Origin of the sequence: Paenibacillus endophyticus (assembly GCF_014192395.1) — a bacterium.
Lineage (GTDB): Bacteria > Bacillota > Bacilli > Paenibacillales > Paenibacillaceae > Pristimantibacillus > Pristimantibacillus endophyticus.
The window spans coordinates 1-21,112 of sequence record NZ_JACHXW010000036.1 but is presented as its reverse complement, the minus strand read 5'-3'; the positions used below and the strand labels follow the sequence as shown (position 1 = coordinate 21,112).

The window sequence follows — 21,112 nt, the reverse complement described above, 5'->3', positions numbered from 1 at the left end:
CCTAAACACGTTTACTCGGGCCCATACATCCGGTAGACAGCAGCAGTAAAGGTTCAGCAACCTTATCTTTCGTATCCAGTTTTCAGGGCGCAAACCCTTTGAAGGGTTTTGGTTGGATCTTTTCTGAGGAAACTCTGGAAGTTGATTCAACGAAAATCAAGTTTGCGGCTTATATTGTTTCCATGGAGGATTAGCTCAGCTGGGAGAGCATCTGCCTTACAAGCAGAGGGTCGGCGGTTCGATCCCGTCATCCTCCACCATATATTTACCTTAGACCATTGTTCATTTGAACAATGTTTTTTTGTATACGCAAAGAGCTGCGCGTCTAACCACGGTTAGAGGGCAGCTCTTTTTCGATCATAATGGTGAATGGCATCTTAGTGGCCAAGTTGATTATCACTTAGTCGGAAGGGCTTAAATAGTTGACCAAGAATTCGACTTGATTTTCTTCGCTTTCCTGCAGCTGGTTGCTGTTAATCATCAGTCTGGTAGCGGCCACCAGTGACACAACGTCAGACCTCTTGAATCTAGTCGAACTTGCAGCGGCGGCCTCTCGCTTCCCATCGGTCCATTACGGATACGCTGGAATTATTTATTAAACAATATCAATTGGGGATGCGATGGGGTATCACTTGCTACATCCTTAAGCAAAGAGTCAGCGCCTGCCGAATTGTCCCAATCCCCTGTAAGACCAGCATCCGTAAAGTCACGCTTTACTAACAGGGAGTTCAAGTGCAATAATGCATCGGTTTTGTCCGAGCTGTCATTCATACCTGTTATGTTCGTAATCATTCTACGAATATTTGCTGCATTAAATTTAAAGGAGCTGCCCTTGGTTACTGCAGCTTTTCCTTTGTAATTAACGGTTGCGAGCGTATTCAACAGGCTTTCGTAATCTTTAAGAAAGCTGGTAATGACTGCAGGCTTATCCGGCGCTGCATGACCATCAACCGGTGCGAGTCCAGCTCTTTATGGGCGCCGCTTTTTTGGCCGTTGTTGCGTCCCCAAAGAATAAGACATTTTTACCGTCCAACACAGGGTCAAGCCTGACTCTTTTGAATTCCTCGATTTTCGTCTTGAGCGCTTGATCTCCCATTGAGTCTCCCAGCTGAATCTGTTCCCGCAGTAGGCTTGTTTTCTCAGGGTCACGCAATGCTTCGCCAATAACCCGCGTTGCTTCATAGATTTCCTTATTCCAAGGTCGAACGGTACCCGGCGTATGCTCATTATAGACGGTTGAATAACGGTCGGATGTGCCTTGATAGCTGCTGTTATCGTCTGTCGTACTGAAGGAGATCCCGCCTGCTTTTTGCGCCGCATCGAAATATGCGGGCAATGCCTTCCGGTCTTTCAGAAAGGATGGACCTTGGATTCGTTTGGTTTGCTCCGTCTCAGCCGGGGGGGTCTTTAAATAAGTTTTCTGCTTTATCGGGAAGGAAGGGGACTTTTCTCTGATCGCCTGTCAGCACTTTGACCGTCAAGCTTGGATCGACGAGCGGAACCATTGATAGAACCGTAGCGTCGCCTGTCATATATTCGGCCGGTTCCGATGCTGCGCCAGTTGTAATGCTTATTTAAATGGTAATTGATAGCATCCTTGGCGAGCTTACTAAAGCCTTTGGTGTCATTGCTGTAGGTGAAGGTTTGTCCGTCCGTATGCCATTCGTCCAAAAAGGCATTGAGCTTTGAGGCTTCGATACGAGCTCCGCAAAGGCTCGATTGCCCATATTTCTCTGGAGTTGCAGCAGGTTGGCCTGTGAGAAGCCAGGTGCAGTGTATTCGCCTGCAGACTGTTGGTTTTCAGGAGAAGCCTCTGGTTGCTGTTGTTTGGAGCCGCTCGCTGCCTGTGAAGTATTTTCCTGAAATTAAAAAAGCATTCTTCAATCCACTTCCTTATTCCTCATATTCCTTTTTTTATTATAGCGCTGGAGAGTAAAGATGAGTAGCAACGCTTTCATTTGTGGATATTAAAAAAAGACTGACATAGGCATTGAAAATAGTTTAGAACTAAAATATAATAGTTAAGCTGTAAAGTAATATTAAAGGGTGTGGGAGAGCTACATGAATCAAGCAGAAGCTCAAAAGGTGCGTTTCTGGCCTATTATGGTTGCTATTTTTATCGGGTCCTTTTTATGTGTATTGGCGTCGGCTACAATCAATCTGGCGCTTGAGATTTTGACGGATCATTTCGACACGACACTAAGCTCTGTGCAGTGGACACTGACAGGCTTTATGCTGGCAATGGGAACTACGGCACCAATAGCCGGTTATCTAGGCGAGAGGTTCAGCTATCGTCGCTTGTACTTGTTTTCACTGGTTGGCTTTACGCTTGCGTCCATACTATGCGCGTCTGCTTGGAGCGAAGGCTCATTGATCGTTTTCCGCGTACTGCAAGGAGCTTTTAGCGGATTGATCATTCCTGCGACGATGTCTATTATTTATCAGATCATCCCAAGGGAACGCCAAGCGATGGCAGTGGCATTCTGGGGCTTGTCAGCGATGCTGGCACCTGCATTTGGCCCTACGATCAGCGGCTGGGTGCTGGAGAACATGAACTGGCAATGGCTGTTCTTGATGAACATACCGATTGGTCTGGTCGCGATTGGCTTTGTGTATGCATACATTCCTTATTACCGCATGAACGTTCCGAAGAGCTTCGACGGACTCGGTTTTTTGACCGTCATTGTCAGCAGTTCGTCCTTGCTGCTTGCCCTGGGCCAAGGACATACATGGGGATGGGGATCTTGGAAGATTATCGGCCTGTTCCTGCTAGGTGTCGTTTCACTGCTTCTATTCATCTGGCGTGAGCTTACGACAGAGACGCCGCTGCTTAACCTCAAAGTTTTCAAAAATAGAAGGTTCACATTGAATGCGGTTATCTCGAATATTATTACGATCAGCCTGTACTCTGGTACACTGCTGACGCCGATATTCCTGCAGCGCATTCAACATGTATCAGCTATGGATACGGGTATGATCTTGTTGCCGGCTTCGCTTGCGATGGCGCTGCTTATGCCGGTCGTGGGCAAATTGTACGGCATTATCGGCCCGAGATGGCTAATGTCCGGCGGGATTGTTTTGCTAACGATTGGAACACTCGCGCTAAGCTGGCTCAGTGTCGACGTGTCTCATACTTACATCATTTGGTGGATGATTGTACGCAACATAGGAATTGCGTTTGTCGTGATGCCGTCAAGCAATGCGGCAATGGAACAAATCCCTGCTGAGCTATCGGGTCATGCTTCTGCGATTACGAACTGGACTCGGAACGTATTCGGCTCCTTTGCGATTGCAATCTTCACAACGATGCTTGCTTCCAGATCCGTTACGCACGCCACGGATTTAATGAAAGCGGGGGATGTCGATGAGCTTCATATCGGTATCATGTCCTTTACGATGAGCGTTAATGATGTATACGTCGTAGCAACTTTGGTTGCAGTCGTTGCTTTGCCGCTTAGCTTGCTAATCGGAAAGATTAAACAGACGGATGGCTCTAAACAAGTAAGCGGAAAAGATAAAAAATCGGTGAAGCCGGTGACGGCTGCCGTATCAGGAAAATAAGATTTAAACGCGGCATCTGCTATTAGAAAGCGGATGCTGCATTTTTTTTGCAAAAATGTTCTTTATTAAGAACTATTATGATGTTATATTAGATCCAACAGATATGAAAAGAGTCTTATGACATATATCAGCCTCTTTTTGTTCGATATAAAGGTTATATAAACATAATCGTCATGCTGCACGAGGCTGTACCGATCCATTTTATAAAGCGGGGGTTAACATGAATGAAGAAGACTGATTGGAACATCTCTACCATTCCGTATTTGCTTCACAAAAGAGCAAGCGAGAGTGCTCATGACGTAGCCTATAGCTTTCCAGGCATAGGCCAGCACTGCACTTGGCAAATGATATGGGAGGAAGCACGCTTGCTGGCCAAAGGCTTTCTGCAGCTTGGCGTTAAGAAAGGCGATGCAATAGCGATTCTCATGCCAGGCCGGGCAGAGATGATTGCAGCTATGTTTGCCGCTGCATGTGTAGGCGCCGTTATTGTGCCGATCAATACATATTCTAAAAAGCAGGAGCTGGCGCATTATCTGAGGGACGCGAAACCAGTCATTCTGATTACGGGCGTCGAGGCGCAGCAAAACCATTTTCCGTCGATCGTACAGGAAATCATACAGGACAGCAGGGAAGAAGCTGACGCAGGGAAGTGGCTTCCGAAGCATATTTTCGTATTGGATGAAAGACCGCAGGAAGGGACGGGTTTCCTTCTGTATTCGGATTTAAAAACATATGGCTCTGCTATGGAAGAGACCGCATTTGAGGCCGCTTGCAGGTCTACATCTCCTCAAGATCCGCTTATTCTCCTTTATACCTCAGGTACGCTGGGGCTTCCGAAGGGTGTGCTGCGGTCTACCGCATCATTTCTCATTTCATCCGACCAAACCAATGACACGGGGAAAACGAACTCGCTGCTTGTGTCGTTGAGCGACAAAATAACCCGGTATTTTGCCGTTATGAACCTGCTCCCATTGTATCACCTCGGCGGATTCGCCACGTTGTTTACCAGTTTGAAGTCTTGCAATATCCGAATTGTCATGCTCAGTCATTTCAACCCTTTGCATGCGTTAGCAGCCGTGGAGAAGGAGAAATGCAGAGTACTGATCGGAACACCGTATATGGTCCAGCAGATGCTGCTCTCGCCGCGCAGAGAGGAATTCAATCTCAAATCGTTGCTAGGCATAGCATTTACATCGGCTGCTGTTAATAATACGATGTTGCAAAAAATCATGAAGGGGATGAGTTTGTATTTCTTTATGGTCAGCTATGGCTCGTCTGAAGCAGGTTCCGTTGCGAATGGAACCTGCTTCGTAAATCGAAGAAACAACGTGGTACTGTTGCTGCTGTACAAGCTTCTTAGCCATACGAATCTGCTGAGCGGCTTGATCAATTACAAGGAGTTCGAGAAGGGCGCATACAGTATTGGAGGTAAGGTGGATAAGCTCGTTGAGGTACGAATCCTTAACCCGGATACGGGGGAAGCGATGCCACCCCATGAGCACGGAGAAATTGCGATCCGCAGCCACAGAGTTATGCGTTATACGAATGAGGCCTACGATAAGGCGAGCATGACCGAGGATGGCTGGTATAAGTCAGGGGATCTTGGCTTTCTGGATCATCAGAGGCACTTAACGATCACGGGAAGGCTGCACCGGATGATCAGCCGCGGCGGTGAAAAAATATCTCCAGTCGAAATCGAGAATGTACTGCTGAGGCACGAGGATATTGATGAAGCGCTAGTCATCGGCGTGCCCGACGAGCTATACGGCGAGCAGGTATGCGCATGCGTTGTAGCAAGGCAAGGGGCAGGATTGACGTCAGATAAGCTGAAAAAAGACATGACTCCTTATTTATCAGCCTTTAAGCTGCCGCGCTATATTGTATTTCTTCCAGATTTCCCGCTTTCCCCAACGGGTAAAATATCGATTGCAGAGATAAAGTCGATGGTGTTGAATGGGAAGGGAGAACTTCGTAGGCATGCGTAAATTTTACCCGGGCATTACGTTATTCAAGCTGGCGGGTTCCTTGCTCGTACTCGTTGCGCATCTCATGCTCATTCGTTATATGTCTCTATTGCCTGGGCAAGCGATCATACAGTTTACTTCGCTTGCGACCCGGGTTGTCGTGCCTTGTTTTTATGTCGTCGCTGGTTTCCTAGCCTACAAAAGCTGGAGCCATGCGGACAGTCCGCGCACATATATGCTCAAATATTTCAAGAGAATCGGCATCATTTATGCTTTATTTTGTTGTCTGTTTATTGCCGGAAGCATCTTACCGAAGCTGGCTAGCGACGGGCTGGGCGCAGGGAACCTGATCATTCAGGCTAAAGTTTTGTTTATGGCCATTTTTTTAAACGGGCCTTTTATTCAATTTTGGTTTATTCCGCCGCTTGTTTTTGGCCTGCTTGCTGCATTTGTACTGTTTCAAAAGCAATACTTTCAACTCGCTGCCGGCCTAGCTTTGCTTGGTTTCGTAAGCATTCAATTCGTTTCGGGAAGCCTCAAGACCGTGCTGGGGATCACAGCCGGAAGCTATTCATCCATTAATCCGGTTTATATCGATTATTTGTATCTATTTGTGACAAGGTACATCGGATTTGGCCTAACCTTCGTAATCATCGGGGCGTTGATTGCCAAATACGAGGAAGGCTTTCTGAAGCTGAATATGAAGCGAATGGTGCCAATCGCGATTATTCTTACTATCGTGGAGACAGCGCTGCTGCTAATATTCAGTGAATGGACAACGGACTATAAGCTTGCTTTCAGCATGCTTCCGAATACGCTCATTATCTTCTACGGCCTGCTGCGTATTCAAAGCAAAGCTGTGCATCAATACAACAAAGCGATTAGTCTGTTCAGCATGGTTGTCTTCTTCGGGCATATTTTGTTTATGCAGGTCAATATGAAGCTGTTTGGTTGGAGCGTGGATGGCATGGGCATGCTGCAGGACGTTATGCTGCTGCTGCTGACCTTTGGTGAGTGTGTGGCAATAACGGCATGCTTGCGCGGAGCTGCTAGACTAGGGGCTTCAAGGCAGGCTGACAAAGTATCGGCTTAAGTACTAGTTTCCATTTCATGATTATCCAAAGCGGCCCAGTCCCTATTACGCGAAAAAGAACCTTCACCTTCACTTTAAAAGTGGAGATGAAAGTTCTTTTAGTACCCTCTTATTTCGTACATTGCGGGAGCAGGCAAGCCCAAAACTAACGTGTCGGAAAGTCTATTTTGTTCTTATTTGAAAAATCCATTAAAGATTTCAAGAACCTTATCCTGATCATGAGAGATAGAGAGCATGACATAATCGCCTTTACGGACGATTTTATAATTTTTGGCATCCTCGTATTGATCCTGCAAATAGGTTTCGAACGTTTTCTGGATTTGTGCAGCGCGCACCTCTAAGCCTTCAACGACCGCATCATAGTTTTTGTCCGATTTCAGCTTTACGATAACAAGCTCAGTAGCCTTTGTGTTCATCATGGCCTGCAGGAAAATGCCGTCTGACAGCAGCGCGCTTGCATCAATGCCGTACATGTCTTTAACCAGCTCGCCTTCGGCAGGAATCATGCGTGGCATTTCCATATCGGCAATGATTTTATCGGAGATGTCCGATACGTTAACGACCTCGGCAGGCTTTACAGTAGGCTTAGGCGTTGCGCTTGGCTTCTGTGCTGGCTTTTGCGTCGGTTTCTGTGTCGGCTTGGCTGTAGCGGCTGGCTTCTCCTTCGGTGCCGCAGGTTGAGCAGGCTTGCCGCCAGAAGGTCTGCCGGGCGGATTAGCGGGCTTAACTTGCGGTTCATCCGCTGTATTCGGCTGTTCCGTTGCCGCAGGCTCGCTCGTTGCAGCATCAGCTGCCGGCTCTTCGGTAGCCGCTGGTTCGCTCGTTGCAGCTTCGCCAGCAGGTGCTTTGGTAGCGACGGGTTCTTCCGTAGCAGGATTAACGGTAGGCTGCTCAGTGGCTTCAACCTCATTCGTCGCATTGCCAGCCGATGAGTTGTTAACCGGATCATTCCCTGCATTGTTGCAGCCGGCTGCAAGCATGGAAACGGTGAGTGCAAGAACAGCCATTTTGGACAACGATTTTTTCATATGTAGCATTTGAGTCTCTCCTTAACAAATAAAGTCGAACACTAGACGACCGTGTTCGACAAAAGGTTGCAAGCCTATTTAATTTTTGGAGAGCGTGTATTATGCTTCCTGCTCAGTCTCTTCCTCGGCATCCTCTGGAGATTCAAGCAGACGGAAGTCATCGGTCTTCGCGCCATCCTCCCAAATCTCGACAAACAAGGCATCACAATGGTCGAAGTCGGCTGCTTTCAGCGACAGCGCTTTTTCCTCGTCTGCGCCCACATAGACATTTTCCAGACCGTCTTCATTAAACGATTGAACGACATAAATTTTCATCAGACTAATCCTCCTGCATAGTAATATTGTAGCAGTATACCACATAATGCCGGTTGAGTAGGAGTGCTCTTACGGTTACCTTACTTTGAATTGGTTGATGGTTTGCTGAAGCTCCTCCGCCATTCTAGCTAGCGCGCTTGACGATGAGCTTATCTCTTCCATGGAAGAGAGCTGCTCTTGCGTCGATGCAGTCACTTGCTCTGCGCCAGCTGCTGAGCTTTCCGTTACCTCAGCAATCATTTTCATGGATCCAGTCATTTCGTCTACTCCTGCTGTCATCTGTTCGACGGAGGCGGAAACCTCTTCCGATTCCGTTGCAACAGCTTCGGCAGCCTCGCGAATATAGTCAAAGGATTGTCCAGCTGCATGAACGATTGAAATACAGGAGTGAACCTCGGCTGTCACCTTCGCCATCGATTGAACGGCTTTCGCCATTTCAGCCTGAATGGAGGAGATAAGGGAGGATATCTGCTGAGCCGAGTCAGAAGATTGCTGGGACAGCTTCCGTACCTCGGTGGCGACAACCTCGAAGCCTAGCCGCTTCGATAGCAGCATTAAGAGACAATAAATTAGTTTGGGCAGATAGCTCGGTAATGACACCGACAATGTTATTAATTTGGTTCGATTTTCCGTCCAGTTCACTGATGACCTCGGCAAGCCCGCTGACCGTATCATTGATCGCATTCATTTGGGCGACCGCCGTTTGTATCGATTCATTGCCGGAAATCGCTTTTTCTGATGCTTCTGCAGCCTTGGCAGATACCGATTGCGTATTAGCGGCGATTTGCTGAAAGCCGATCGCCATCTCATGGATGGTCTGGAAGCCTTCATGGGCCAAGGTCACCTGGCGGTCTACTCCAGTGGCAACCTCTTGAATGGTGATCGCAATTTGTTCCGTCACGAGAGACGTTTGCTCAGCGCTTGCGCTTAGCTCCTCAGAGGACGCTGCTACTTGCTCAGAGGAGCTGCCTACCCGCACAATGAGCGCCCTAAGATTATTGGCCATCATATTAAAGGAGCTGGACAGCATGCCAAGCTCATCGTTGCTTTTCATCATGATGGGCTTGCCTGTTAGGTCGCCGGTTGCGATTTTCTCGGCTGCCTTAGCCAGCTCTGTTATCGGTTTCGAAATTAGCCTGCCGATAAGAATAGCAATTGCTAAGCCCAATATAAGTGTGATGATGCCCAAAATAATAACGAGAGAAATGACGTCTTCGACTTGTTTGGATGCTTGTGCTTGACTTCTATCCAGCAGGCTTTGCTGATAGGCTTCCATATCCGTTAATATCTTCTCAAAGCGCGCAATGATGGCACGGCCTTGATTCGATAGGAGAGCAGTAAACTCTTGTTCTTTGTTTTGTTTTTTTAATTCACTTACTTCCTTTGCCAGCTCGAAATATTCGTTCTCAGCAGCATCGGATTGCTTAAGCATTTCAATCATATCAGCAGTTTTGACAGCTGCTGTCAGCTGCTTGCTAATCGTCATATAGGTTTCATGGGAGGACGTAATCCCTTTGAGAGAGGTTTCGTCGCCAAGCATGGCATATACACGGACAGCGATTTGTTCTGATTTGACGGCAATGACCATATCCTTCACTTGCAGCATCTTCTTGGTGCGGTCTTCAATCAATTCGGTGTATGTATGGTTGAGCGATATAAGCTGTACCAAGTTAATCGTCATTATGATAGCTAATAAGATAAGGACAGATATAAACCCTCCAAGCAGTTTTTTGCTAATCGTTAAATTTCTCATGTCTGGCCTCCTGGTTGATAGAATCACGCAATAAGGAAATCCATATTTTATGACCTATGCTCTATAAATTTGGAAGTTAGTATATCATATATACTAGATATAAAGATAGTTCAAATGGACTAAGTTATTTGTTTCTATTTAAGTATGTTAGAATGATTGCATTCATAGAAATTACAATCGTTTTGTGGGAGACCAAGGAGGGGTTAGATTGCAGCTCATCAATCTGGATAAAGTACAGCTCATGATTGAAAGCTTTAAGGATGAGGAGCTTTATCTTCATCTTGAGATGACTACGGGAGCCTATGCGTCCCATATTGACAGCTCGAAACATCCGGCAGCGAATTTCATTACGAATGCCAGAATTAAATATTCCCATGGATCTATCGCGGGGATTGGTCCTTACCGGGTCGGTCTCAAGATGGCAGACGGCTGGATCTATTCGGAGGGATTGACGCATTGGGAGGAGCAAGAGACAGGAAGGCTGCTGCTCGCAGGGCATGATGGGCAAGGAAAACTGGTCGTTTCGCTTCAATTGAGCAGGGAACCCTTCTAATGAGAGAGGAGAGAGAAGACGTTATGGCTGAACAAATATTGGTCGTATTTCCGCATCCTGATGATGAGGCGTTCACGGTATCAGGTACGCTTGCTAAACATATAGACGATGGTGCTCATGTAACTTATGCTTGTTTAACGCTTGGGGAGATGGGCCGGAATATGGGCATCCCGCCTTTTGCTAATCGGGTAACGCTTCCGCATGTCCGTAAGATCGAGCTGGAGAGATCCTGCGAGGCGATCGGTATTCAGGATTTGAGAATGCTGGGCTTCCATGACAAGATGATTGAATTCGAGGATCAGGCGCATTTGGACGAACAGCTGGACCATTTGCTTAAAGAACTGCGCCCTACGATCGTATATACGTTTTACCCTGGCTTTAGCGTGCATCCGGACCATGATGCATGCGGCGCCGCAGTCGTACGGACGATTAGCAGGCTGCCCAAGGAGGAACAGCCGATTGTATATGGCGTAGCCTTCTCCAAAAACCATCAGCAAGTGTTAGGCAAACCGCATTTGCTGAATGACGTCAAGGAATATTTGAAGCCTAAGATGGCATCCATAGAGGCTCACCGCTCCCAATTCCAAGCCGCTGAGCTCATGGGCAGCAAAAAGCTGGAGGACGAGGAAATACGGGAGCGCTACGGTACGGAGCGTTTCTGGATTTATCCGTTTAACTAAATGGGATATGAAAAAGGGGATGGCCCGAGTGGCCATCCCCTTTTTCTGTATAGGATATGAAATACCGATTATTGCTGCGTGACGGAAAGACCTAGTCCTTCTGCGACGCGTTGTCCGTACTCAGGGTCCGCTTTGTAGAAATGTCCGATTTGGCGGAGTTTGATTTCATCCTTCTCCACCGGCTTCATGGCTCCTACGATTGTATCGACCAAGCGGGCGCGTTCTTCCTCGCTGAGCAGACGATACAGATCTCCGGCTTGCGTATAATGATCATGATGGTCATAACCGACGCTGTCTGCTTGACCGGACACTTGGAAAGGAGCAGGCTTATGGTCGGTGGATTCAGTTGGCCCGCCATAGCTGTTCGGCTCATAGTACATCGAAGCGCCGCCGTTGCCATCGGCTCTCATTTGACCGTCGCGCTGGTGGTTGAGGACTTCGCTAGTCGGACGGTTGATCGGCAGCTGGCTATGGTTTGCGCCAACCCGGTATCGATGGGCATCGGAATATGCGAACAAGCGGCCTTGCAGCATTTTGTCTGGAGAAGCTTCAACGCCTGGAACGAATGACCCTGGAGAAAAAGTCGCCTGTTCAACCTCTGCGAAGTAGTTGTCCGGATTGCGGTCTAATACCATGCGCCCAACCTCGATAAGCGGATAATCCTTTTGAGACCATACCTTCGTTACGTCGAACGGGTCGAACCGATATGTATCCGCATCCTCGGTAGGCATAATTTGTACGTATAGCTTCCAGGCAGGGAAATCGCCGTTTGCAATGGCATTGAACAGATCCTCGGTGTGGTAGTCCGGATTATCTCCCGCAATTTGTGCAGCAACATCCGGGGCGAGGTTTTGAACGCCTTGCTCGGTTTTAAAGTGGTATTTTACCCAAACGGACTGCCCTTCCGCATTTACCCATTTGAAGGTATGGCTTCCGAAGCCGTGCATATGCCGAAGCGTGGCTGGAATGCCCCGGTCGGACATCAGAATCGTAACCTGATGCAGGGATTCGGGCGAGAGGGACCAGAAATCCCAAACGGCGTTCGGGTTTTTGAGATGAGTTTGGGGATGGCGCTTCTGCGTATGAATGAAATCTGGGAATTTGATTGCATCGCGAATGAAGAAGACAGGCGTGTTGTTGCCTACCAAGTCATAATTTCCTTCCTCGGTGTAGAACTTGACGGCGAAGCCGCGCGGGTCGCGCACCGTATCGGCAGATCCAAGCTCGCCTGCAACGGTTGAGAAGCGGATAAACATAGGGGTACGTTTGCCCACTTCGGATAAGAAGCTGGCTTTGGTATAAGGGGTCACATCATGCGTAACCTGGAAGTACCCGTGCGCACCGGCGCCCTTGGCATGAACGACACGTTCGGGAACGCGTTCCCTGTTGAAATGCGCGAGTTTTTCCAGCAGGTGAACATCTTGAATTAACGTAGGACCGCGAGATCCGGCTGTCATCGAGTTTTGGTTGTCTCCGACGGGAGCCCCCCAGCTTGTTGTAAGCTTGTTCTTCTCTGTACTCATAATGAATTCACCTCTATGGTTTTTATATGATTGTTCCTCATCTCATATGTTACCGCTTTCCATAGGAAAATCAATATTATTTTATAATGATTACAAATGAAATTTTTCGCCAAAATCGGCTAAAAGCCGCCATTTGAATAGAAGGCTGCGGATCTGATAGCCGTACGGATCGACCAATGACCTTGAGCAAAATATTTCCTCAACCGGTGTTTGGTTTAATGGATGTGAAGCAGTGGACGATTTTCATCGGCATGCACTAGAAACGCCATCTGGTTCAAACGAAAGAGCTGATGGCGGGGCGCAGCAGATCGGTCATAGACTATAGGAGATCAGCTGTTAACCGCTTGTTTCGGCGTAGCGCCCAAGTGCCTTGGTTGCAGACTCCAGCATCCGCCGCTTGAGGTGCTCCCCCTCCACAATCCGCACCCGTTTGCCGAGGAAGCGGGTTTTGGAAAGCACAAACTCGCTGTCGCTGCTGTCGAAGAACAAGCGTATCGTATACGTATTCGCTTCAGCCGCATAGCTGACTTCCTTCTCGAAGCAGGAAAAAGCGTACAATATCCGAGAAAGCTCCCCATTGTATTCCGGTTCAATAAGTATGTCCGCACTAACGCTTCGCCTGCTGAGCAAAGTATGGATAGAAGCTTTGTACTGCTCGCTAAGCGCCTCCGTACACTTCAGCTCAACAAGCCCAAGCAGCTTCTCCAGCTTGGATCGCATTAATCTCCGATTGCTTATCTGATAATAGAGCAAATACCATTCTCGCTTCACCATCGAGTATTCGAGTTTATAAGGAAAGCATGCCTGCGAAGGGGATGCTTCACCGCTTTTATTCAGGTAGCTGATTTGCAGAACGGCATTCTTCATAATCGCTTGCCGGATGAGGCGGACATACGGATGATAGACGTGACGCTCTTTGCTTGCCGCTTTGTGCAGCAAGCCGTCCGTATCTAGGCTTGGGTCCTGCGTCAATATAGCTCGCAGCTTATGAAGGGTGTCAGGCTCAAAGGCACTAGCGGCTGCGGGATGCCCCAGCATCAGCTTCAGCCAGCCGCGCTCGTGCTGCGTAATAATCATCGTTCCTGAGTTTTCCAGCCGGGATAAGATTTGATAATTGAATATTTTTTCAAACGGATTCATAGTAGTTCCGAATCTCCTTCCACTCCGCAATCATTTCCTCCCTAAGCTTCAAGGGCGCGAGCACCTCGCAGCTGGAGCCGAAGCTCCTGACCCATGGTTTGATCTCAATCGTCCCGTTTACCTCGATGTCGTAAATAAAGGATTCCTCCGACTCTTCCGTAATCGTTCCCCATTGTCCCTGAAGCAGTACGCGTTCCTTGACGAAGCTTGGAATGCCGCGCCCTGGATGGAAGAAGCGGATCTTGACCGCAACGGTTCGGCCTGTATCGATCAGCCAGCTATGCTTGATGCGCTGCTCGAGCTCCGTGCTTTTGGCTTCGAACAGCGTCTCTTCGGCAGTGGTTCCTTCGGCAATCTGGGTCAGCCCCTCCAAACGATATTTTTTGATGCCGCTGCGCGGATGATGGCCAAGCAGGTACCAGCGCCCATATTGATGATCGTAGATGACCTTAAGCGGAAGCATCGTTTCTTGAAGTCCGTCTGTATCCTTTTCGAATAGCGGATTTGTATTTTTGGAGGCGTAGCTCGTTTCTTTCTTGGGCGAGAAATAAAGGAAGCTGACCCAGCTGCGGCTGCGAATCGCGCTTAGCAGCGTGAATAGATGAGCCTCATCCAATAAGCGTGAGTAATAGTGATATTTATATAAGAAGGAGTCCGTGCGGCCGAGGTCTTCCTTCTCCCGGCCGATATGCTTTTTGAGTCCGTCGCGCAGCAAGTATCCTTGCACGGAAGGCAGCTGGGTATTCGCCATGATATCCACGAAATCATACAGATCCTGAAGCTCGTCATGGGACAGCTCGCGGACTAAGTCATTGTTGATTCGATAGCGGTAGGGACGTGCTCCGGTCGCTCGCTTGATAACGCCAACCTGCTCCAAATATTTGAGATCGCCGCGGATGGTCTTCTCGTCAGGCAGCGATAGCTCCGCGGGCATGCTGGAGCAGCATAGGTCCAGAAGCTCACTTACGGTCATTGCTTCATCGTGCAAGGCAGCAAGCAGTAAGGACAGGCGCTGGCTTTCCGATTCTTTCAGCGATTTGGCGCGAAACAGAAACAGCAGCATGGGATCCGAGGAATCCAGATAGCTGTAGCGTATCGTCTCGGCGAGTTCCTTGCCGCTCGCGGCTGGAGCCTTTTGATAGACGGCGTTTACGATTTCTTTGAGCCGCTTAATCGTTTTGTCGAAGGTATGCACGGATATGCCGAGTTTATCCGCGTATTGCTGACGATTGTAGGCTCCGCTCGTAAGCACCAGCATGCGTAAAAATTGGATTTCCTTATCGAAGCTTTCTCTGGCCATAGCAGTTCCTCCGGTCCTTAACGATCATATCTATCTATCATAACAGGAAGCCCGCGGATTTGAATGAAAAGGAAAATTTTCCTTGGTCGTCATACTTACGCCATGTTCAAGCATGCTGCATTCAGGCAAAGTAAAGCTCATAAGAAGGCGACGCGCCGGAGTAAAAGAAGAAAGGCTGGAGGGACGACAATGCTGATACAACATAAGAAGCATGGCGGCAATCACCATGAAATAGAGCTTGAGCACGGACGGCTTCACGTATTTGCAAACGATGAGGTGCTCCAAACATTCGGAGACAAGGTATACGAAATGGCTGACAATAACCTGCAAATTCCGAGAAATCAATATATGAGCTACACGCCTGATGCACATGTCGGCATCGGTACTTGCATTGGAACGACGGCAGTATGGAGCATGAAAAACGGCTGCGTGTCTCCCTCGATCGTAGGCTCGGACATCGGATGCGGAATGAGGGTTCATACGACTTCGCTGCATAAGCGTGATTTGATGGATAAGGCTTTGCGCAGAGCGCTCATAGAAGCCATTGAGAAGTACGTTCCGACGAATGAACGGAAAAATTCCAACTATGAAGATATCGACGTCATGAGCGTAGTAGAGCTTGGCTTGCATGGATTGCCAGAGAAATATGTACCGGATAACCAATGGCTGACGCATGTGGAGCAATCCAAATTTGGGTTTGATGCCAGCTACCTCAACCAGCTGCCTCCAAAAATTTTGAAATATGCGCGGGGGCAGCTAGGTTCGCTTGGCAGCGGCAACCATTTCATAGAGCTTCAGTATTTGGAAATCAATGAAGCGTACAAGGACGTTGCGGAAAAATGGGGCTTGTTCGACGGTCAGGTTGTCGTCATGATCCATTCCGGATCACGCTCTTGGGGCGGCATGGTTGGACGGGAGCATAACAAGACGATCAAGGAAGCCATGAATCAGTGGGGAGTCAGCAATCCGGATCCGAACCTGATTTATGCACCCATTAACAGCCAAGAAGGGCAAACATATTTGAACCTTATGTATTCTGCGCTTAATTTCGCCGTTAGCAATCGGCATATGATCGCGTTCGGCGTTCGTGAAGCCTTCCGTGAAATATTCGGAGCGAGTCTCGAAATGCCGGTTCTTTACGATCTCATGCACAATTATGCGCTAAAAGAGTTCCACCGCAACCAGCCGATGCTCGTTCACCGCAAAGGCGCGACACGCGCGCTTCCGCCCGGGCATTTCCTGAATACGCCTGTCTATAAGGAAACGGGGCACCCGGCTCTTATTCCTGGCTCGATGGGGACGTCCTCCTACATTATGGTGGGCAAAGAGGAAGGCCTGAAAAACTTCTACTCCATCTGCCATGGTGCTGGGCGCGCAAGATCCCGAAAGGCAACGAAGCAGCTGGTAACGGTCGATGAGTTCGAGCAATCGCTAAAGGTTGGCACAGAGGACGAAATTCTCGTCAATCATGCATCCTTACAGACGATTCTCGATGAATGTCCGCAGGCCTATAAAGATGTAGACCAAATTATCGACAGCATCGTTGGCGCATCTTTAGCCGATGTAGTAGCCAAATGCAAGCCAATGGCTGCGATTAAGGGCATTTAATTTATTTCTATTGCTATTAAAGATAACATCAATAATAGATGAGGTTCATGCACGAATGGCGTACCTTGGCAGGGATTTTATATAATCCCGCAGTGCTCGCGCATCCTATGCGCCTGTATGCTGTACGGCCATCTCGGCGGAATCTCCCCATGTAAGGGTTCGAATCCCTTGGTATCGCCTTATCCGCGATAACTCTCTGGTAGAGAATTTATGACTCCCTCCAAAGGAGAAAAAAACGGTGTACTAACGAACCTTCCCCAGGTGCTCTCAGAGCTGGCTGTATGCGCTCGATGCGGCAAAGCCTATGAAATCGGTGGATACCGATTGGAGCGGGCAGCCCCTTATGACCAAGCAAAAGCGAGCAAGCAGCGGATGGAGTTGCATCCGAATGCGGCTGGCGATAGCGATGTCACAATGCTGCAGAGCTTCTTTCTTAAGCCTGATTCCGGCCTCGCTGCATGAGAGCTCCTGCCAGGAAGGCTACCCTAAAAAGTGGTAAAGAGGTGTTATTTATGTTCAGAAAAATAACGATTAAAGACGATGAGCGCGGCCTGCTTTTCAAAAAAGGCAGCTATGTCAAACGGCTTCAGCCCGGTGTATATCGCCATATGAGTTTTTCGGACGAATCAGTAGTCATCCAACATGTAGCTAAGCGCTTTTCCGTTCCCAATAAGGAGCTTCAGCTATTTTTGCATGATGAGCAGTTGACTTCAGAGTTGACGATCGCAGATGTTCAAGATTACGAGTATGTGCTGCATTTTGAAGATGGCAAATTCAACGGCCTGCTAACGGCGGGACTGTATGCTTTCTGGAATGTCATGAAAAAACATACATTTATACGCGTTGATATTCGAAACCCGGAAATATCAGAGGAGATTGACCGTTCCTTGCTCGGCAAGCTGCAAGGCTATATGCAAACCATCGAGGTTGCCAGCTACGAGACAGGCCTCCTTTTCTATAATAATGCGCTGCAGAGCGAGCTTCGCCCGGGCAGATACTTTTTCTGGAAGGGTCCGACAAGCGTTCAAGTGAAAACATTGGATTTGCGCCAGCTTCAGCTGGACATGACCGGCCAAGAAATCATGACAGAGGATAAAGTGACGCTGCGGCTTAACTTCGTGTGCCAGTATAAGGTTGTTGATCCCATAAAAGCGATTCAGATCAAAGGCTTCGAGGATCAGGTGTATATTTTGCTGCAGCTTATATTGCGTGAGTACGTCGGTACATTGAAGCTGGATGACCTGCTGCGCATGAAGCAGGAAATCGCTGCATTTGTTCTCTCGCGTCTAAACGAGCAGAAGGAGCATTACGGCGTGCAATTTATATCGGCGGGCTTGAAAGACATCATTCTTCCCGGTGACGTCAAGGACATTTTGAATACAGTTCTACTTGCGGAGAAAAAGGCGCAGGCCAATCTGATCACTCGCCGCGAGGAAACGGCTTCAACGCGCAGCTTGCTTAACACGGCTAAGCTGATGGATGAGAACGGCACGCTGTACCGGCTGAAAGAGCTTGAGTTTCTTGAAAAAATATGCGAGAAAATCGGCAATATTTCATTGACCGGCGGCGGGAATTTGCTCGAGCACCTGAATTCGCTGTTAACTGTTAAGAATGTGGAGAAATGATGCGTAGTTCAGCACAATAGGCTGTCTTCGTTGGGCTGTAAGCTCGCGAGGACAGCCTATTTATTATGGGTAGAAGAGTGTGGTGAAATCTATCGCGATTAGGCTGAACGGACAAGATAGGCTTGTTGGTAAAAACAGCTTTTCATTGATTCCAACCGCTATTTTTGTTATCTTTGAACCTGCATGTCTTTTGGGATTGCCTTTATTATTGGTAGAAAAGCATGAAATACGTCTATGATTTAGGAGATTACCATGACTATGAAGCTTGATAAAACATTGGAAAAACTATGGCCTGAGCTCTCTTATCCGCTCTCCTTTGCGGATGCGCTAGGAGCCTTGTCTAAGCAGCAATTGACGAGTATTCGCACAAATTTGAAAATAAGCAATCTGAGCTCGCTTAACAAGCAAGGTCTTGTGGAAAAGCTGTCGGAAAAAATTTCAGAGCACCTGTCTGAAGTCATTGACAGCTTTGACTATAACAGGCTTAAACTTCTTCAGAAGATAGTGAAGAACGACGGCATCTGGGATAAGCCGTTGCTTGAGTTACAACAATATGATTACTTCCGTGAGCGGGGTATTCTATTCTCAGGAACGTGGGAAGGCAAGCATGTTGTATTAATGCCTGTAGAGTTGGTTGCTTATTTTAAAGAAACAACATCACTGCAGGAGCATCCGAACGTTAGCCGCAATACGGAATGGATTCGACTTACGCATGGCTTAATGTTCTACTATGGCGTTCTGACCTTAGACGAGCTTCAATCCTTTATTATTACTGAGACTGATGACAGCAGCGTAGCCTATGAGCTCAACCATATATTGCTAGAGGCTGAATGTTATTATGATACTTTTACATTCGGTGAAGATCAGCTTGTATCAAGTATGCTATGCGAGAATCCAGAGGGTATTATGAGGGAACGGTCGCTTCGGAATGATCTGGATTTCTGTCCGTTTACGAAGCAGCAGCTGTTGAAAGCAGGCGAGCCGGAATATGTAGAACGCAGTACCCCATATATGAATCTTGTTCGTTTTGTGCTGCACCGTTATGAGATCGATCGGGCAGAAGCGGAATTGATGGCTGAAACCTGCGTCGATGCGGCCAAAAACGGAAGCTCATTGGCTGAGGTTCTTGGCGCTACGAGGGAATTCATCGATATTCCGAATTTGGAAATGGCGAACGCGATTACGAATCTATTGGTTCCTTTGATGAACAGTACGAAGCAATGGGCGATCAAAGGCTATTCGCCGGAGGAGCTGTCCGCTAAACGGGCAAGTGCAAGCCTCCTGCTGAATCAAGTGCCGAGCCAAGCAGCCAGTGCGGATGTTATCGACCTTCAGACTCGGAAAAAAATCGGAAGAAACGATCCTTGCTCTTGCGGAAGCGGGAAAAAGTTCAAAAAATGCTGCGGCTAGCATGGATTTTGCATAAAATGACTTGATCGAGCGGGAGGCGCGTGCCTTGAGACAAAGCCAGCAAGGTCTGTATTTAAGAAGCATAAAGCTTCTTAGGGAATCCGTACCTAGTTTCGATATGTACCCTTTTCATCTAAGTGCCATACGCAATCTAGAGGAGCTGGAATTCCATCCGAAGGTAACGTATCTTGTTGGGGAGAATGGGATGGGCAAATCAACGCTTTTGGAAGCGATGGCTATTGGACTAGGCTTTAATCCGGAGGGCGGAACGATCAATTTCAATTTCTCGACGGAAGCGACGCATTCCGAGCTGCATGCGCACTTGAGGCTGGTGCGGAGCGTAAATAAACCGAGGGACGGCTTCTTCTTCCGTGCAGAAAGCTATTACAATGTGGCAACTAATATTGATCAAATGGACCGTGAGGGCGGACGAAGCCCGCGCATTATTGACTCTTACGGCGGGAAGTCGCTGCATCAGCAGTCGCATGGCGAATCGTTTTTCGCAACGTTTCTCAACCGCTTTAGCGGGAACGGCATCTATATGATGGATGAGCCAGAGGCGGCTCTCTCTCCTTTTCGCCAAATGGCCATGCTCTCGCGCATCCATGAGCTGGTACAGAGACGATCGCAATTCATTATCGCCACACACTCGCCGATTCTAATGGCTTATCCCGACTCAGTCATTTATAATTTATCTTCTGAGGGAATTGAGCGGATGACTTTGGAGGAAACCGATCATTTCATCTTGATGAAGCAATTTATCAACAATAGAGAGAAAATGCTCCATGAGCTTTTTCTAGAAGAAAATGAAGAGTAAAGGGGCAGTTCATGATGTCATTAGAAATCGAACGCAAGTTTCTTCTTCCTGCATTTCCGAGCGCATTAGTAGAGCAGGCAAAGCTGCATCTTGTTTCGGAGCAAAGGATTGAGCAAACCTATCTGGCCATTGACGAGAATCAAGAGCTTCGTGTACGTCGCATTGTAGACTTGGGGAGCGGTGATGTCTCGTATACGCACACCTTTAAGCTTGGCAATGGCTTGTCGCGCGAGGAAATTGAATATAACATATCGGAGTCGATCTATGAGCAGATCGTCAAAGCCTTTGGTTTCGTACCGCTGACGAAAAACCGGATTACGGCGGAATGGGATGGCAGGATAATTGAAATAGACACGTATGATCAGATCGAACTGTCTGTGCTTGAGGTTGAGTTTGATTCAGTGGAAGCGGCGAATGCGTTCCAAGCACCGGAGTGGTTTGGCGTTGATATTAGCTCTGAACGGAAGTACAGCAATAAGAAAGTCTGGCGAGAGCTGCAAGCAAGCACGACAACATAAGCAGGAAACGACAGCTTTAAACAAAAAAAATCAAAAAGTTTTAAAAAACGCTTGACCTTATGGGCGCATACGTGATATATTCTAATTCCGGCCGAGAGAAACATGCGGACGACAAGCAAAACAAGCGTTACAAACGAAAGAAAAGATTGCTCTTTGAAAACTGAACAACGAGTAACAACTGCCTCGCAAATCCTTCGGGATAAGCGAAAAAGCGATAACAAGTA

The 21,112-nt window shown here is 47.9% G+C and carries 18 protein-coding genes, 1 tRNA gene and 1 pseudogene; 12 read left to right on the top strand and 8 right to left on the bottom strand.

All coding sequences use genetic code 11. The features are described from left to right. Positions 1 to 184 precede the first annotated feature (184 nt). A tRNA-Val gene (locus FHS16_RS31195) sits at positions 185 to 260 on the top strand. 328 nt (positions 261 to 588) lie between these two features. Here FHS16_RS31195 and FHS16_RS31190 read toward each other — a convergent pair. Further along, positions 589 to 882 carry a hypothetical protein gene (locus tag FHS16_RS31190; RefSeq protein ID WP_183571576.1) on the bottom strand — a complete coding sequence of 98 codons (294 nt, stop codon included), beginning with the start codon at positions 880 to 882 and terminating at the stop codon, positions 589 to 591. A 64-nt stretch (positions 883 to 946) separates the two neighbouring features. Beyond that, positions 947 to 1,336, bottom strand: coding sequence for a hypothetical protein (locus FHS16_RS31185; RefSeq protein ID WP_183571574.1), 390 nt, complete (start codon positions 1,334 to 1,336; stop codon positions 947 to 949). A gap of 725 nt (positions 1,337 to 2,061) precedes the next feature. On the opposite strand from FHS16_RS31185, the gene FHS16_RS31180 reads away from it, so the two are divergent. From FHS16_RS31180 to FHS16_RS31170, 3 genes are all read left to right on the top strand, one after another. Further along, on the top strand, positions 2,062 to 3,561 hold the full coding sequence (locus tag FHS16_RS31180; RefSeq protein ID WP_183571572.1) for a DHA2 family efflux MFS transporter permease subunit: 1,500 nt from the start codon (positions 2,062 to 2,064) through the stop codon (positions 3,559 to 3,561). 224 nt (positions 3,562 to 3,785) lie between these two features. After that, on the top strand, positions 3,786 to 5,546 hold the full coding sequence (locus FHS16_RS31175) for a class I adenylate-forming enzyme family protein (RefSeq protein ID WP_183571570.1): 1,761 nt from the start codon (positions 3,786 to 3,788) through the stop codon (positions 5,544 to 5,546). Beyond that, on the top strand, positions 5,539 to 6,618 hold the full coding sequence (locus tag FHS16_RS31170) for an acyltransferase family protein (RefSeq protein ID WP_183571568.1): 1,080 nt from the start codon (positions 5,539 to 5,541) through the stop codon (positions 6,616 to 6,618). The genes FHS16_RS31175 and FHS16_RS31170 overlap by 8 nt, the downstream gene beginning before the upstream one ends. Before the next feature lie 173 nt (positions 6,619 to 6,791). Here FHS16_RS31170 and FHS16_RS31165 read toward each other — a convergent pair whose 3' ends face one another. The 3 genes and pseudogenes from FHS16_RS31165 to FHS16_RS32150 all read right to left on the bottom strand — a co-directional run bounded on the left by FHS16_RS31165 (position 6,792) and on the right by FHS16_RS32150 (position 9,237). Next, a complete protein-coding gene (locus FHS16_RS31165; protein ID WP_183571566.1) occupies positions 6,792 to 7,655 on the bottom strand; it encodes a DUF4358 domain-containing protein in 864 nt (287 codons plus the stop codon). Positions 7,656 to 7,745: 90 nt separating this feature from the next. Further along, complete coding sequence (locus FHS16_RS31160) at positions 7,746 to 7,961, bottom strand: hypothetical protein (protein WP_183571564.1); 216 nt, start codon at positions 7,959 to 7,961, stop codon at positions 7,746 to 7,748. A 75-nt stretch (positions 7,962 to 8,036) separates the two neighbouring features. Then, positions 8,037 to 9,237, bottom strand: a pseudogene (locus tag FHS16_RS32150) (methyl-accepting chemotaxis protein). A 685-nt stretch (positions 9,238 to 9,922) separates the two neighbouring features. On the opposite strand from FHS16_RS32150, the gene FHS16_RS31145 reads away from it, so the two are divergent. Both FHS16_RS31145 and bshB2 read left to right on the top strand, forming a co-directional pair. Next, positions 9,923 to 10,267: a YojF family protein gene (locus FHS16_RS31145; RefSeq protein WP_183571558.1), complete on the top strand. Its 345-nt coding sequence runs from the start codon at positions 9,923 to 9,925 to the stop codon at positions 10,265 to 10,267. A gap of 23 nt (positions 10,268 to 10,290) precedes the next feature. After that, on the top strand, positions 10,291 to 10,947 hold the full coding sequence (gene bshB2, locus FHS16_RS31140; protein ID WP_183571556.1) for a bacillithiol biosynthesis deacetylase BshB2: 657 nt from the start codon (positions 10,291 to 10,293) through the stop codon (positions 10,945 to 10,947). A gap of 68 nt (positions 10,948 to 11,015) precedes the next feature. On the opposite strand, the gene katA is transcribed toward bshB2, so the two are convergent. The 3 genes from katA to FHS16_RS31125 form a co-directional block, all read right to left on the bottom strand. Then, positions 11,016 to 12,470: a catalase KatA gene (gene katA / locus FHS16_RS31135; protein WP_183571554.1), complete on the bottom strand. Its 1,455-nt coding sequence runs from the start codon at positions 12,468 to 12,470 to the stop codon at positions 11,016 to 11,018. 336 nt (positions 12,471 to 12,806) lie between these two features. Continuing rightward, on the bottom strand, positions 12,807 to 13,610 hold the full coding sequence (locus FHS16_RS31130; protein ID WP_183571552.1) for a WYL domain-containing protein: 804 nt from the start codon (positions 13,608 to 13,610) through the stop codon (positions 12,807 to 12,809). After that, positions 13,597 to 14,910 (bottom strand): helix-turn-helix transcriptional regulator, encoded by a 1,314-nt coding sequence (locus tag FHS16_RS31125; protein ID WP_183571550.1) that lies wholly within the window; start codon positions 14,908 to 14,910, stop codon positions 13,597 to 13,599. The genes FHS16_RS31130 and FHS16_RS31125 overlap by 14 nt, the downstream gene beginning before the upstream one ends. Positions 14,911 to 15,099: 189 nt before the next feature. Here FHS16_RS31125 and FHS16_RS31120 point away from each other — a divergent pair, with 189 nt between their 5' ends. The 6 genes from FHS16_RS31120 (at position 15,100) to FHS16_RS31095 (ending at position 20,888) form a co-directional block, all read left to right on the top strand. Then, entirely contained in the window at positions 15,100 to 16,518 is a 1,419-nt protein-coding gene (locus FHS16_RS31120) for an RtcB family protein (RefSeq protein ID WP_183571548.1), read from the top strand. 210 nt (positions 16,519 to 16,728) lie between these two features. After that, positions 16,729 to 16,980 (top strand): hypothetical protein, encoded by a 252-nt coding sequence (locus FHS16_RS31115; RefSeq protein WP_183571546.1) that lies wholly within the window; start codon positions 16,729 to 16,731, stop codon positions 16,978 to 16,980. Positions 16,981 to 17,030: 50 nt separating this feature from the next. Then, the gene (locus FHS16_RS31110) at positions 17,031 to 18,143 is read left to right on the top strand and encodes a slipin family protein (protein ID WP_183571544.1); all 1,113 of its coding nucleotides are present in this window, start codon (positions 17,031 to 17,033) and stop codon (positions 18,141 to 18,143) included. Positions 18,144 to 18,395: 252 nt separating this feature from the next. Further along, on the top strand, positions 18,396 to 19,553 hold the full coding sequence (locus FHS16_RS31105) for a YecA family protein (RefSeq protein WP_183571542.1): 1,158 nt from the start codon (positions 18,396 to 18,398) through the stop codon (positions 19,551 to 19,553). 67 nt (positions 19,554 to 19,620) lie between these two features. Then, positions 19,621 to 20,370, top strand: a complete 750-nt coding sequence (locus FHS16_RS31100; protein WP_246432068.1) for an AAA family ATPase — start codon at positions 19,621 to 19,623, stop codon at positions 20,368 to 20,370. Positions 20,371 to 20,384: 14 nt separating this feature from the next. Next, positions 20,385 to 20,888 (top strand): CYTH domain-containing protein, encoded by a 504-nt coding sequence (locus FHS16_RS31095; RefSeq protein WP_183571578.1) that lies wholly within the window; start codon positions 20,385 to 20,387, stop codon positions 20,886 to 20,888. The last annotated feature ends 224 nt before the right edge of the window (positions 20,889 to 21,112 follow it).